Below are 13,210 nucleotides of genomic sequence, written 5' to 3'. Positions count from 1 at the left end.
CGCGTCATGCGCTGTCTGCGGTGTCGCGGACGGCCTTGCGCCGCAGGTATCCGTCCATCGCCATCACCAGGGCGGCGATGCCGTCGATGCGGGAGGTGGACTCGTCCCGCTTGGGCTTGACCGGGCGCATGTTGTCGTTGCCGTCGCGGATCACCTCGACGCACGAGGCGTTCCAGCGCAGCACCTTGTGACCGTCGTGCACGAACGCCCGCTCACGCAGCAGCCGTTCAGTCTCCTTGGCCGCCGGCCCCATGCCGAGGTAGGTCTGGTTGACCGGGGTCACTTCCCCGATGCGCGGGTTGGCCTCGATGCGTTGCAGCGATCCGCCGGCGAACATGCGGTCATAGGAGACGCGCTGGATTCGGTAGGTGCGCGAGTCCGCGAGGATCTGGTCCTCGATGGCCGCGTAGTCGATCGCGTCGCCCTCGGTCAGCGTCAGCAGGCCCGCCTCCGCCCAGTCCCGCAGCGGCATCTGCAGGTGGTGGGACAGTTCGTCGCAGCGGTCCTCCGGAAGCCAGAACCGCGGCAGGATCTCCAGCTCGCGCCCCGGCTGGCGGGACTTGACCACCACCACCCAGGCGGAAAGGTCGGAGACGGCGGACAGGTCCAGTCCACCCCAGGCGGGCTGGAAGCGCTGGCGCCGGGCCGGTGTGAGGGTGCCCTCGTTGGCCTCCCACAGCGGCATCGGCAGCCACCGGACCTTCTGCCGCATCCGTCGGTTGAGATGCAGGCGGCAGAACGTCGGGAAGTACGACGGCGTCACCTGCGCCTTTGCGGCCTCCTTGCGCAGGTACGCCAGCGTCGGCGACACCCCGAGCCCAGGGTTGGCCTTGTGCCACGTCGCCTCGTCAAACGGATCGTCGGACTCCTCGGCCGCCCAGATCACGCCGTAGTGTGAAGGGTCCTCGACGACGCTTTCCGCCACGCGCACGGTGTACGTGTGCTTCTCGTCGTAGATCGTGCCTTCGTCGCCCTCGTCCGCCGTGGTGATGAAGAGGATCAGCGGCTGGTCACGGGCGCCGGTGCCGGTCTCGATCGCGTCCACCAGGTCGCGTGACTTGTGGACGTGCACCTCGTCGATCACGCCGCCGGACACATTCAGGCCGTGCGCGGTCTCGGCGATCTTGGACAGGGCCCGCAGGACGCCGCCCGTGCGCGGGGTCAGCAGCGCGGCCGCGCGCACGTCCACCCGCCCGCGCACGGCACGAGAGGTCTGCGCCATGCGCTTCGCGTCGTCGAACACGCGCTTGGCCTGGTCGAGCGATCCGGCCGCCGCGTACACCTCGGCGCCGACCTCGCGGTCCGCCAGGAGCAGCGTCAGCGCGGCGCCGGAAGAGATCGTGCTCTTGCCGTTCTTGCGGGGCACCTCGACCCAGGCTGTGCGGATCACCCGTACCGGGCGGCCCGCCTCCTCGTCCTCGTACAGCCATCCGAAAACTGGGGCGACCACCCACACCAGCTGCCACGGGGCCAGCAGCAGCGCGTTGCCGCCCCATCGCCCCTTGGTGTGCTTGAACGACTCGATGGCGTTCTTCGCCCGCAGCGCGGCCGGTACGTCGAACCAGGCTCCGGGCTTCAGATGCGCCTGGTGCGCGACGACTAGCGGCTTGGATGCCAGGGCTGTGGCGATCTCCTCGTCCGTCAACCCCAGGGCGTGCAGGGCCGCGCGCGGCACCGGCAGTTCGTCGGCCAGGTCCTCGAGGGAGAGCTGCTCAGTCGAAGACACTTCCGTCGTCGTCATCGCCCCCGCCTTCCGGCGGCGTGATCCGCCCACGCGACGAAGGCGACAGCCCCAACTCGCCGATGTACGCCTTCAGCTGCGTTCGGTACTGCGTCGCCACCGTGGTCAGCGGGTTACGGCACGGCCCGCGCTGGCCCATGGAGATCAGGCCCTCGACGGACAGCCGACGCTCACACCACTCCAAGCGGGCAACGCACACGCAGTAGTCCACGGCCGCGGACCGGTCAACGGCCGACAGGCCCGCCGCGAACTGCAGGATCGGCACGACGCGCGCCCACTCGCGCGCGGCCACCGCGCGGCTGAAGTCCGCGGCCTCGCTCGCCAGCTTGATGCGGCGCCACGTCTCGACCTCGCGCCGGTACTCCTTCAGCTCCTCGTCATCAGCGCCCGCGGGCGCGCGCGGCTTCTCGGGGATGGGCACCTCGGGGAACTGCTCGGCCCAGTCGGGCTCGAGCAGCTCGGCCGGCGGAACCTTCACGCCCTCGCGCACGGGACGGTGCCCCGGGTTGCCCTCGCGCACGACCTGAAGAGCGGGCTTCGGCTTGCGCCCGGACACGGACATCAAGATCACCCCCGTTGGTGACGATGCGTCACGATGCTGCCTCGGTCTGTCCGGTGATCAGAAGGCCCCGATTCGCGCGCGCAGGTTTTTCCCTCCCCGGCGGGTGGCCGTCAGGCCACCGGGGGAGTCACCCCCCAGGGGTGGGCGGCGGCGAGGGCCAGTGATCACGCGCAGCCTGGTTCGACAGTTCACGCAGAGTGCCTCCGCGATGCTCCGGAGCGTCGTCCTGGGGGCCATAGATGACGGTCTCGATGGCGCTGGACAGCGCAGCGGACGCTTCTCCGTGCTCTGCGAGGGCCAGGGAGAGCTTCGCGCGGGCCTCGGCAACGGCTGCGTTGGTCTGTGAGGCCGCGAGAGAGGCCTGCTGAAGCCGTTCGAGCTGTTCGGGTGTCGGCTGGTGCTTGATCACTGGGGTGAGCCTCCGTGGTGTCCTATCGGGCGTTCCATCCGCCTGGTTGATGCTTGGCCGTCTCGCTTGAGTGGCATGGCACGCACAGCGGACGTAGATGGCGATCAGCATCAGGATCGGGATCACGTCGTGCGATCAGCTGCTTGCGTGACACGGGATGGTGGTCTGCTGTCTTGGATGGCTGACCACACAGCACGCACCACGGATGGTGATACAGGTAGTTGGCCCTACGCCTTGCCCATCGTGTGTCGTATCCACGCTCTGTGCTGCTGCCCCTGATCTCCTCGGCCTGCCGTGTGTGCTTGGCGCATCTGCCCTGAGCCACGGTCTCTGGGCATCCAGGGATGGGGCAGGGTTTACGGGGGCGGGAGGGCATGGGGTATGGCCTCCCTGGGATGGGATGTCAGGGGGCCTGCTGAGGGGCCAGGGAGAAGTCTTCGGGCTTGACTGCTGCGACCTTGGTAATCGCCTGGGCGCATGAGGCGGCCCACCTGTGTACCTCGTCCACAACGGTGTAAGCCGTGGTCATACCGATGATGGCGCGAGGCTTGTAGTGGAAGTAGCGGAGTTCGGCCCTGTATTGCGCGGCGCCTTCAGAGTCTCGGCGCTCGATCTGGGCGACGGCCTTGGCCGCTGTGGTGCGGAGGGGCATGGGGTGAGCCTCCTCGCTCATGGCACGACGAAGCCCCGGGGCTCGGGGCCGCCGGGGCTTCGTGTGCGTCTGTGGTGCCGGTTGAGGGCACAGTTGTACACCGGGATCGTGACACCGCTCTGACCTGCGCGTCAAGCGGCGGCGCGGGTACGGCGCTTGGCGTCGAGTGCGGCGACGTCGGTGACGGTGTACCAGGGCTGTCGGGGGCTGCCGCCTGAGCGTGTGAGGTGGCCGCGTCGGACGAGCTGGCGGACGCCGTCGAGGCTGACGCCCAGGAGGCGTGCGGTCTGGTGGGCGGTGAGGTGGCCGGGCCGGATGATCTGCGACTCCATGCCCCCATGATGCGCCCTGGGCGGGGTGTTTCGGGGGTGATCCCTACCCCCATTACCCCCATGACCGTGCAGGTGGGCGGCCATGACTGGGGGCATGACCATGGTCAAGGGCCCCCTCGACCCTGGGGTGTCTGGGCGAGGGGGCTGTGAGGGGCTTCGGTAGAGGGGCCGGTAGAGGGTGGGGGCTCTACCCGACGGGCGCGAGCAGTTCGACCGGGACGGCGTCCTCGATGTCGCGGCGCTGATATCCGGCGAGCGCCTTGCCCTCGATCTTGACCTGCTTGCTGGCGCGGGTGACGCCGGCCTTGTCGAGTTCGTGGGCGAGCTTCTCGGCGTCCCAGTCGCCGTAGGTGTCCTCGTCGAGGTTCACCAGGCCCGCGAGGAGGTCGACGGTGTACATGCGGGGCGAGTGCCGCATGACGTCGAGGACGTCGGTGATGACGGCCGGGATGACGACGACGCTTTCGTCGGCGGCTGCGGTGACGTCTCCGGCCGCTTCTCCGGTGAGCTGGCCGATGTCCTTGCGCAGGGCGCGGCCCTTGGCGCAGATCGCGGCGAAGCCTGGCCCGTCGAGCAGGTCGGCCTTGACGGTGACGAACGAGGCCGGTCCGGTGACCAGGACGCCGACGCCGCGGTGTTCTTCGGACAGGACGGACGCGTCCGCGCCCTGGGAGGCCTTGCCCTTGCCCAGGACCATGTCGGAGGACGTCTGGTCGACGACCTGGGTGGAGTACCGCAGGGTGATGATCTCGCGGAGCTTGGTGGGGACGGATTCGGCGTCGGGGCGCTGGGAGGCGAAGTTGGAGATGAATCCGGCGGCGGGGCCGCGGCGGGCGATGCGGCACAGGTCGGAGATGACCTGGTCGCGCTCTTCCTTCTCCATGGCGGTCAGGTACTCCTGCAGCTCGTCGACGGTGACGAAGATGAACGGCAGTTTGTAGCGCTCGACGATCTGCTTGGTCAGCTTGCCCTCGGGGCACAGCGAGGTCGGCAGCGACCTGAACAGGGCGAACCGGTATTCCATCTCGGCGATGAGCTCGCGGAGCATCGCCTTCAGGGCTGCGATGGCGTCGTCCTCGGCGCCCATGACCAGGCGGTGGGCGACGGCCTTCATGGGCATCCAGTCGGCGCCTCCCTTGCCGTCGGCGACGTAGTGGCGCACCCACGGGTCCAGGACGCCGGCGGCGGACATGAGGCGCTGGGTGAACGTCTTGCCGCGGCGGGGCAGGCCGCCGAAGAACATGGACTGCCAGACGACGGGGACGTCGATGCGGCGTCCGCGGGCGTCCGCACCGAAGGGGATGGGGTCCCAGACGCTGAAGGTGTCGAGGCTGGCCAGGGGCGAGGGGACGGGGGCGGCGAGGTAGGGGTCATCGTCGGCGACCCACATGGAGACGCGTCCTGCGTTGCCGCCGCCGTGGGCGCGGACGCGGCTCATGATGACCTGGATCTCGTCGACGCCGAGTTCGGCGGCGATGGCGGTGCGCTTGGCGAGGACGTCGGCGGCCGTCTTGCCGCCGCCCTTGGGCAGGTCGAAGACGACGGACCAGCCGTTGCCGTCGCGCAGCGGGCCCATGATGCAGTTGACCTTGGGGCCGTCGTCGTCGCCCTTGCCCTGTTTGAGCAGGCCGGTGGCGCGCAGGGCGTCGTTGAGTTGCTGGGAGTCCATGGCGATGCGCAGGGGCGGCGTGCCGTGGTCGAGGATCTGCGCCTCATCCGACCAGCCGATCGTGGCCAAGCCGCCGCACATCAGGCAGCCCGCAGCGAACTGCAGCCCCAGGGAGGCGTAGTTGAGGGCGACGGCCGCGGCCGAGGCGAGGCCGAGGGCGGTGCCCCAGCGCCAGCGGCGGGCGACGGTCCGTTCCCGATGGGCGAGGACGGCCTGGGCGGCGAGGCCGGTGTCCTCGGGCTTGGCTTTGGTCTGGGCGCGCAGGGCCTTGATCGCGCGCGTGTGGTCCTGCGCGGTGAGGACGGGCCACAGGCGGCGTCCTCCGCGGAAGGCGCCGCGTGTGGAGTATCCGACGATCTTCACGGCGTACTTGGGGCTGCGGAAGGAGTGGTAGCGGGTGTGCCACCAGGTGACTTTGGCGAAGGCTCCGCTGTTGGCGCGCACGGACGCCCAGTTGCGGGCCCACGCGGGCAGGATCGGGGTGTCGGGGACGGTGAGCCAGTCGGCGAGCGGGTTGTCCGGACGGTCGACGGCCTCGACTTCGCCGGTGGCGTCCTGGGCGTCCTGGTGGGTGTCCTCGGCGTCCCCGGGGGCGTCCTCTAGCGGCTTGATCAGGATGTCGGTCATGCTGGCCTTCCGGTCGTTCTGTTGGGCGGTCCGGGGCCCGGGGACGGCTCTACTTCTTGGTCGTGGTGCGCCGTCCCCGGGGCGTTACTACTTCTTGCGGTCGCGCTTGTCGGTGCGGTCCTTGAGCTTCTGCAGGGCTCGCTTCTGCCGGTCGGTCATGTCGCCGCGGAGTGTGGCCATGACGCCGATGCCGACGATGCGGGCGTACTCGTAGGCGTTGGGGTTGGCCACGTCACTTCTCCTCGGGTGTCTGGGCGATGGCGGAGTAGGCGCGGGAGACCTCGGCGTAGAGGCTGCCGATGCTCGTGAGGGCGGGGATCATGTACTTCTCGGATGAGCCGTGGCTGTTCTTCTCCTCGGCCAGCTCGGCGAGGCGGGCGGCCCGGTTGGCGTACCTCCGGGCGAGGGTGCTGGCGGATTCCATGGCCGCGCTCAGCTCTTGTCGCGGCCGAAGAAGCTCTGTCGGATCTCGCTGGCCTGGTCGCGCCAGTCCTGCGCGGTCTGGTCCTTGCCCATGTCCTGGGCGGTGTCGGCGATCTTCAGCGCGTCGGAGTACTCGCGGGCGGCCTCTGCGTAGGTCTTGTCAGCCATGACGTGTTCCTCTCGGTTGCGGGCCGGGCTGTCCGGCCCCACCGCACCCCCGCGTCTGTTCCAGATGGAACAGACGGCGGAGGACGGAAGGGCAGGTCAGCGGCCCTTGCGGTAGTCGGTCCACATCGAGCGCAGGACCAGGACGCAGATCGTGAGGACCACGGCGACCAGGGCGAGGACGGCCGCGAGGATCGCGAACCCGAACACGACGGCCAGCACCAGGAGCAGGACGACGACCAGGGCGACCAGGCCGAGGCAGCCGAGGCCGACGTAGGCGCCCCACGGGTGGGCCTTGATGGGCTGCAGCGGAGCCGTGGGCTGCTGCCCCACAACTGCCGGGCCGTACTGGACAAGCGGGGCGTAGACGGGGTTCCCGGCGAGGTCGTAGCCGATCTGCTGCCGAGGCACGGGCTCGTTCATGCCGTCCACCCCTTGATGCGGCGGCTGATGCGGGGCCACAGGATGACGCCGGCCGCGAAGGCGAGGACGACGGGCTGCGTGGCGATGGCGGCGACGGCGGACAGGAGCGCCGGGTAGAGGTAGAGGAGCGCGAGGAGCGCACCAAACAGGAAGCGCATCACTTGGCCACCCCCACGAAGAACTTGGGCAGCTCGGACGGGTGAAACAGGTTGTGTCCTCGCGCGTCCTTGCCATGGACCGGGATGCGTCCCGCCCCCACCCAGTTGCGGACGGTGGACGGTTCAATGCCGTAGTGCCGGGCGACGTCCTTGGTCGTCATCAGGGGCGGCTCGGGCGGCGGCCCGTCGTCGGCGTCCTCCGCGTCCTGGAGCGTCCCGGGGGGGAGTTCGGGCGTCCCATCGGCGTCCCGGGGTTCGCGTTCGAGCGTGACGGTGGGCGCGGGTCGGGCAACGACCGGCAGGAGCCGCGCAGTTGCGGGAACGACGTCGGGGACGCGCGGGACGGGGTCGGACGCGGGGGCGTCCTGGGCGTCCGGCGGGGTGTCCGTGGCGTCCGGGGGTGACGCTGCGAGGTGCAGCAGGTGCCCGACGACCGCGGGCGGTACGAGGCTGGTGACGGCGATCAGCGTGGGCTGGTCGGCGACGAGGTGCCCGGTGTCGATCAAGTGGGACACGACCTGTGCGGCCATGGCCAGGCCGAGGGCGAGGCAGGCGCCGATGATCGCGGACCAGCGTCCTCGGTCGCCGGGGCGGCGGGTGGAGGCGACGGCGGCGGCGATGCCCGCGTAGGCGGACAGGACGACCGGCATGCCGTAGGTGAACGGGTCGCGCCATCCGGCGTTGCGGGCGAGGTGGTACTCGCCGGGTGCGCACATGAGGAGTGCGACGCCGAGGACGATGGGGCGTCCGCCGGCGGTGAGGCCGCGGATCCACAGCGGTGCGGCGGTGCGGCGGTTGGTGGAGGGCACGGGGCGGAAGGGGCGGGCCAGCCAGGCGGCGGCGCGGCGGATGCGGCTCATCGCTTCCCCCGCTTCTTGCCGTCGTCCTTGAACGAGGCGTACTCGCCGGGCGGGTAGACGTAGTTGGACAGGGCGCCCTCGGCGGCCACCGCGGCGGCGCCGAGCCCGGCGATCGCCGCAGCGGTCCCGCCGTGGCCCCGCTCGGCCGCAGCATTGGCGGCCACGGATGCGGCCTGCGTGGCACGGCGGGCCGAGGCGGGTGAGCCATCCTCGTTGGTCATGGCGTTGTACAGCGCGTCTCGTGCGCGGTCACGGATTCCCATCACTGACCACCTCCGCGGCGGTTCTCCGCGTGGCTCAGCTGCGACGGGTCGATGCGCGGACCGCTGAACCAGGCGAACGGGCGGGTCTTGTCCGCGGCCTGAAACACGCGGATCGCGGAGCCTTCGGGGGCGTCCGGCAGGGTGTAGACGCGGCCGCCGTCGAGGGAGGCCAGAAGGCGGGCGCCGTGGTGCTCGCATCCTTCCGCGCCCGCGTTCGTGGCGTCCAGGACGGTGACGACGATCGGCCCCCCACACGGCGTGGGGTCCTCGGGGTGCGCGGCTGGGCAGCGGGCCGCGATCGGCACGGCAGGGGGCTGGATGCCGCTGGCGTCGAGGGCGAGCAGGAGGATCCGCAGCGACTCGGTGAGGGCGCCGTGGGCCGAACTGGCGGCGGCGGAGTCCCCGTGATCGATGCTGCTGAAGGTGGCGAGGGTGCGCCGGGCCACGATGATCGCGGCGGGGAGCTCGCTCGGGTAGGTGCGGGTGGTGTCGCCCGTGTCAGGGGACGTGGAAAGATCGGCCATAGCCGTGTCTCCTCCTGGTTTGGTCAGGTAGGCGGTGCGGTCAGGCCCTTCGTTCGGTGCTCGTTACACCGGCGGGGGGCCGATTCAGTTGTGTTGCGGGCGTGCGTTGGCTCGGCGGTCCCCGGCCTGCAATGACCGGGGTCAGATGGCCGAGCGACGCAGTTCCTGCTCGGGGATGATCGACGTCACGGCGTACTGGTTGTTGCCGACGTACTCGGCCAAGGCGGCCAGGGCGGAGTCGAGGTTGTCGGCCTGCACCCTCACGTGGCTGCTCGTGACGTCCACATACCGGCGGTACGTGATCCCCCAAGCTGGGCGGGTGTCCCGGGCGTCAGTCACGTGGTCAATGCGAGCCTTCATTGCTGTCTCCCCTGCTGGTCTTCCTGGTGATGACTACGGGATTCCCCGGTGTCATGACACCCAGCGTAGACCCTGGTGTCATGACACCGCAAGGGGCTACCCTGACCGGTGTCATGACGAGAGTGGAGAGCTGATGCCGAACGTCGAGAAGACGCCCCGCCAGACCATCAGGGTCGAGAAGGAACTGTGGGCCAAGGCGGGGAAAGCGGTCGGCCCTCGCGCCAGAGGCGCGGTCATCCGCGACTTCCTGCGCTGGCTCACACATGAGACGGACGAACTTCCGCAGCGTCCCCCGAAGGGGGAGTAACCACCGGCTTGGGCTGGAAATGCGCGAGAGCCAGCAAGCTCTGGGCCCCCTCGTACGCGCATCCGCACCACCGGCAGGTCAGCCGGGTCTCGCCCGGAAGACGAGAGATCACAGCCCCGCACACGCCAGCCTCCGTCATCGCCACGCACGTGCCCAGCCTCTGCCGCCGCGGTGCTGGGTCGCCGACGATCGAGCGGGCGGCGTTCTCAAGGTCGCTCACCTCGCGTGCCAGGTCGCCGGCCGCCGGGTAGTGCTCGGCGATCCAGTCGAGTTCCATCACCAGCCACCGGGCGTCATCGAGCAGGTGAGCCAGGGGCGGCGGACCGTGGTGCGGCCAGCGGACGCGCTGCACGTCCACGCGCCACAGGTGCAGAACCTCGGTGGCCCGGGCTGTGTTCACGGTGTCCAGTACGTCCTCGTCGATCGGGGACCGGGGGCCCGCGGCTCCCCTGGTGGCGACGATCTCGCCCCATCCGGAGCGGCGAGGCACCAGGCATTCGCCCACCTCGGCGTACAGAGCGGGCAGTTCCTGCAGCCGCGCGGCCAGCTGCTCCCGGTGCCGGTGGCACAGGTAGCCGCTGGCCGCGTCGCCGCACAGTTCGCAGTTCACGAAGTGCTGATCCCCTCAATGGTCGCCGCCCGCCGCACCGAGTCGGCGGCCCACTTGAGGCCGTTGGCCTCGATGACCTCGGCGGTGGCGAGGACCTGGCGCAGAGCGGCCTCGGCCGATTCGGCCCGCTCCTTCCATCGGTCGCCGCGGCGCCATCCCTCGTTGGCGTTCTCGTACAGGGCATCGAGGGCGTCGTCGTCGATGCTGCTGGCGGTGTAGCGCCTCTTGCTCATACGGTCCTCTCCTTCCGCACGCAGTTGATCGCGTCGTGGTCGGCCCCATTGGTCTCCCAGGCGCGCAGGCAGCAGGCCGCGTCCAGCTCGCCCCAGGTCATGGCTGCCTGGTCCTGGCGGCCGTGCAGGCGGGCGGCGCGCTCAGCTCGGACGAGGTCCTCGCGGCGTTGCTGGGCGACGACGCATTCGCGGGCGTAGGCGACCAGGAGGAGGAGGCTGGTGATGAAGAGGCCGGCCGCGTACCAATACGCGTCGTGCTGAGCACTCTTGGCGGCGCAGTGGCCTGCGAGTGCCGCAGCGGCAAGGTAGTGCCAGCGGAGGATGCGGATGGACAGCTTCACAGGTACCTCCCGGTGAGCGAGACGGTGGTGATGCGCTTTCTGCGGGCGGCGAGGCCTTGGCCCCACAGGTCTGAGCCCAGCTCGTGCCTGCGATAGCGCCGACGTCGGGGCGTAAGCGTGCAGTGGCAGACGTGCGTGGGGGCGTTGGCGGGGATGAAGTGCCCGCGCGTGCAACGGCGACTCACGGCTGGCCGCCAGCGCAGATCACGCAGACGTGCTCCGCGCCGCCTTCATGGCAGTTGTCTACGCACCCCCGGCACCAGGGCGTGTCGGCGTGCTGCGCGTGGCCGTCGAACCGGGTGTCGGTCGGATCGAACGGCTGCTTGCACTTGGCGCACTTCGGGGCGTGGTCGGGGGCCGTTCGACTGTCGATGTCGGCGACCCACGCGGCGCACACAGCGGCGACCTGGACGAGCTCTGCGCGCAGCTTGACCGGGTCCGCCTCGGCGACGGCCTCGTATGCCTCCTCGAGGAGGATCCCGTCCCACGCGGTGTGCGTGTGCGGGCCGTCGGCGCTGCCGGGGCAGGTGGTGCAGCGGCCGCCGGTGCTCGGTGTGGCGCGCTCAGTGTTGACCTCCCGCCAGATGTCGGCGCGGCCGGCGTAGTAGTGGTGCGTGACGATCGCGATGTCACGGGTCTCCACGTCGGGGTGGTGCTGCTCGCCGAACTTCTCCAGCTGCCGCTGACGCTCGGCGTCGATCTCCTCGGCGAAGGCCTTGACGCCGGGGGTGGTGAAGAGAGTCGGGTACATGGGTTCCTCCGTGGTGTGATGGGTGGAGGTCCGGGCCTGTTAAGGGCAGGCCCGGACTGCTACGCGGCGGTGGGAAGGATCAGCTGGCCGAGGACTCGGCCGACGCGGTCCTGGTCGATCAGGTCGGCGACGTCGCCCGCCGTGCTGCTACGCGGCACCGGGATGCCGAGGCGGCGACACAGGCCGATCTGCTTGCTGCTGGGCTGGCTGCGGCGCCACCGTGCCTCGCGTGCGACGAACGCCCCGGGGGCGAGCGCCTTGGCCTGCTGTTCCAGCCACGCCAGGGCCTCGGGCAGCGGACGGGCCACGTCGTCTTTCGGCGGGTGCACGCCGTCGGCCTGCGTCCACCGGCGCATCCGGTACATCCGCGTGCCGGGGTCCCGCACGAGGAAAAGGAACATCGCGCCGGTGAGGCGGATGAACCATGTGCCGTCCTCGGTGCGCAGCCACCGGATCGCGGACTGGCCGAACAGGTTGATCTCCTCGGCGGACACCTGCGCGACGATCGCTCGGCGCTTCTCGCTGGCCTCGTGCTCCTCGGCGGCCTGCTTAAGGGTCTTGCCCTCCTCGGCCTCACCGACCTCCCGCTCGGTCAGGTCGACCATGCTGGCCAACTTGTGGCGGGACGCGGCGCCCATGACGTCGAGCAGCAGCGCGTCGGACTTGCCGGGGGCCGGCCGGAGTCCACGGCCGACCATTTGCACGTACAGGCCGGGCGACTTCGTGGGCCGGGCGACCACGATGCACGACGTGTGCGGGGCGTCGAACCCCTCCGTAAGAACCATGCAGTTCGTGAGCACCTGCACCTCACCGGCCACGTACCGGGCGAGGGTCGAGCGGCGCTCATCCTTGCCCATGGCGCCCCATACCGGGGCCGCGGTGATCCCGACCGCGGTAAGCGCCGCGGCGGCGGCCTGGGCGGTCGCCACGGTCGGGGTGAAGACGACACCGGCCCGGTCGCCCGCGTGGTCGACGTACGCCTTGGCGATGGCATCGATGGCGCCGGATTCTTCGAGTGCCTTACCGAGCTGGCCGTCGACCAGGTCCCCGCCGCGGGTCTTCACCTTGTTGAGGTCGAGGGTGTCGACGGTGATGCTTTTGCCGCGGACGTCGCACAGGTAGTTGTCGGAGATCATGTCGAGGATGTCCAGCCGCATCACCACGTCCTGCCAGACCTCGGCCAGGCCTCCGTCGGTGCGCGTCATCGTCGCGGTGAAGCCGGCCACCGGTACGCCGTCCCAGGCGCCGAAGTGCCGGAGCACCTCCATGTAGGTGCGGGCTGCGGCGTGGTGGCACTCGTCCACGATGATCAGGCCGATATCGCGGATGGCCTCGCGGCGCTTGGCCACGGCCAGGGTCTGGACGCTGGCCACGATCACGTCGGCGTCGGCGTGGTCGTTGCGCTGCGCCTTGACGATGCCGACGCGCAGCATCGGGTCGACCGACAGGAGCTTGGAGGCGGCCTGCTCGATCAGTTCCTCTCGGTGCGCGATGACGAGGACTCGGCGGTGCCCGAGGCCGTCGAGCATCTGGTGTGCCAGGTGGGAGAAAACCACCGTTTTACCTGCGCCCGTCGGCAAGACGACGGCCAGACGGGTCTGACCGTCGGCCCATCCCTTGCGGAGCGCCTCGATTGCGTCGAGCTGGTACGGGCGAGGGGTGAAGGCGGTCGTGGTCATGGTCACCTCGTTTCGGTTGCTGGGGCTTTGCGGGGACTGCGGGGACTGCGGGGAGTCGTTGCGGGGAGTCGTGTGAGACTCCGAAGCTGGTCTGATCAGGGGTTTTGCGGGGATGCGGGGA

20 protein-coding genes are annotated in these 13,210 nt (G+C 70.1%); all 20 read right to left on the bottom strand.

All coding sequences use genetic code 11. From position 1 onward, the window contains the following. Positions 1-4: 4 nt before the first annotated feature. Entirely contained in the window at positions 5-1,741 is a 1,737-nt protein-coding gene (locus AB0I66_RS24605; RefSeq protein WP_363210110.1) for a terminase TerL endonuclease subunit, read from the bottom strand. Further along, the gene (locus AB0I66_RS24600) at positions 1,713-2,303 is read right to left on the bottom strand and encodes a P27 family phage terminase small subunit (protein WP_363210109.1); all 591 of its coding nucleotides are present in this window, start codon (positions 2,301-2,303) and stop codon (positions 1,713-1,715) included. Before AB0I66_RS24600 ends, AB0I66_RS24605 begins: the two co-directional genes overlap by 29 nt. A 127-nt stretch (positions 2,304-2,430) precedes the next feature. Then, positions 2,431-2,712 (bottom strand): hypothetical protein, encoded by a 282-nt coding sequence (locus AB0I66_RS24595; RefSeq protein WP_363210108.1) that lies wholly within the window; start codon positions 2,710-2,712, stop codon positions 2,431-2,433. A gap of 403 nt (positions 2,713-3,115) precedes the next feature. Further along, a complete protein-coding gene (locus AB0I66_RS24590; protein WP_363210107.1) occupies positions 3,116-3,364 on the bottom strand; it encodes a hypothetical protein in 249 nt (82 codons plus the stop codon). Positions 3,365-3,495: 131 nt separating this feature from the next. Beyond that, the gene (locus AB0I66_RS24585; protein ID WP_363210106.1) at positions 3,496-3,696 is read right to left on the bottom strand and encodes a hypothetical protein; all 201 of its coding nucleotides are present in this window, start codon (positions 3,694-3,696) and stop codon (positions 3,496-3,498) included. Positions 3,697-3,883: 187 nt separating this feature from the next. After that, positions 3,884-5,992 (bottom strand): FtsK/SpoIIIE domain-containing protein, encoded by a 2,109-nt coding sequence (locus AB0I66_RS24580; RefSeq protein ID WP_363210105.1) that lies wholly within the window; start codon positions 5,990-5,992, stop codon positions 3,884-3,886. A gap of 87 nt (positions 5,993-6,079) precedes the next feature. Further along, complete coding sequence (locus AB0I66_RS24575; protein ID WP_363210104.1) at positions 6,080-6,223, bottom strand: hypothetical protein; 144 nt, start codon at positions 6,221-6,223, stop codon at positions 6,080-6,082. 1 nt (position 6,224) lies between these two features. Then, positions 6,225-6,416, bottom strand: coding sequence for a hypothetical protein (locus AB0I66_RS24570; protein ID WP_363210103.1), 192 nt, complete (start codon positions 6,414-6,416; stop codon positions 6,225-6,227). 8 nt (positions 6,417-6,424) lie between these two features. After that, a complete protein-coding gene (locus AB0I66_RS24565) occupies positions 6,425-6,583 on the bottom strand; it encodes a hypothetical protein (protein WP_363210102.1) in 159 nt (52 codons plus the stop codon). Between the two features lie 96 nt (positions 6,584-6,679). Next, positions 6,680-7,003 carry a hypothetical protein gene (locus AB0I66_RS24560; RefSeq protein ID WP_363210101.1) on the bottom strand — a complete coding sequence of 108 codons (324 nt, stop codon included), beginning with the start codon at positions 7,001-7,003 and terminating at the stop codon, positions 6,680-6,682. Beyond that, positions 7,000-7,161: a hypothetical protein gene (locus tag AB0I66_RS24555; protein WP_363210100.1), complete on the bottom strand. Its 162-nt coding sequence runs from the start codon at positions 7,159-7,161 to the stop codon at positions 7,000-7,002. Before AB0I66_RS24555 ends, AB0I66_RS24560 begins: the two co-directional genes overlap by 4 nt. Further along, positions 7,161-8,021, bottom strand: coding sequence for a helix-turn-helix domain-containing protein (locus AB0I66_RS24550; RefSeq protein ID WP_363210099.1), 861 nt, complete (start codon positions 8,019-8,021; stop codon positions 7,161-7,163). Before AB0I66_RS24550 ends, AB0I66_RS24555 begins: the two co-directional genes overlap by 1 nt. After that, positions 8,018-8,284, bottom strand: a complete 267-nt coding sequence (locus AB0I66_RS24545; protein ID WP_363210098.1) for a hypothetical protein — start codon at positions 8,282-8,284, stop codon at positions 8,018-8,020. The genes AB0I66_RS24550 and AB0I66_RS24545 overlap by 4 nt, the downstream gene beginning before the upstream one ends. Continuing rightward, positions 8,284-8,808 carry a hypothetical protein gene (locus AB0I66_RS24540; protein WP_363210097.1) on the bottom strand — a complete coding sequence of 175 codons (525 nt, stop codon included), beginning with the start codon at positions 8,806-8,808 and terminating at the stop codon, positions 8,284-8,286. The genes AB0I66_RS24545 and AB0I66_RS24540 overlap by 1 nt, the downstream gene beginning before the upstream one ends. A 141-nt stretch (positions 8,809-8,949) precedes the next feature. After that, positions 8,950-9,147 carry a hypothetical protein gene (locus AB0I66_RS24535; RefSeq protein WP_363210096.1) on the bottom strand — a complete coding sequence of 66 codons (198 nt, stop codon included), beginning with the start codon at positions 9,145-9,147 and terminating at the stop codon, positions 8,950-8,952. A 278-nt stretch (positions 9,148-9,425) separates the two neighbouring features. Then, complete coding sequence (locus AB0I66_RS24530; RefSeq protein WP_363210095.1) at positions 9,426-10,085, bottom strand: hypothetical protein; 660 nt, start codon at positions 10,083-10,085, stop codon at positions 9,426-9,428. Next, positions 10,082-10,318, bottom strand: coding sequence for a hypothetical protein (locus AB0I66_RS24525; RefSeq protein ID WP_363210094.1), 237 nt, complete (start codon positions 10,316-10,318; stop codon positions 10,082-10,084). The genes AB0I66_RS24530 and AB0I66_RS24525 overlap by 4 nt, the downstream gene beginning before the upstream one ends. Next, positions 10,315-10,659 carry a hypothetical protein gene (locus tag AB0I66_RS24520; RefSeq protein WP_363210093.1) on the bottom strand — a complete coding sequence of 115 codons (345 nt, stop codon included), beginning with the start codon at positions 10,657-10,659 and terminating at the stop codon, positions 10,315-10,317. The genes AB0I66_RS24525 and AB0I66_RS24520 overlap by 4 nt, the downstream gene beginning before the upstream one ends. A 181-nt stretch (positions 10,660-10,840) precedes the next feature. Then, a complete protein-coding gene (locus AB0I66_RS24515; RefSeq protein ID WP_363210092.1) occupies positions 10,841-11,410 on the bottom strand; it encodes a hypothetical protein in 570 nt (189 codons plus the stop codon). Between the two features lie 59 nt (positions 11,411-11,469). Further along, positions 11,470-13,089 (bottom strand): DEAD/DEAH box helicase, encoded by a 1,620-nt coding sequence (locus AB0I66_RS24510; RefSeq protein ID WP_363210091.1) that lies wholly within the window; start codon positions 13,087-13,089, stop codon positions 11,470-11,472. Positions 13,090-13,210: the final 121 nt, after the last annotated feature.

The organism is Streptomyces sp. NPDC050439, from assembly GCF_040655335.1.
GTDB lineage: Bacteria > Actinomycetota > Actinomycetes > Streptomycetales > Streptomycetaceae > Streptomyces.
The sequence above is the reverse complement of the archived record's forward strand: the minus strand, read 5'-3'. Positions and strand labels throughout refer to the sequence as shown.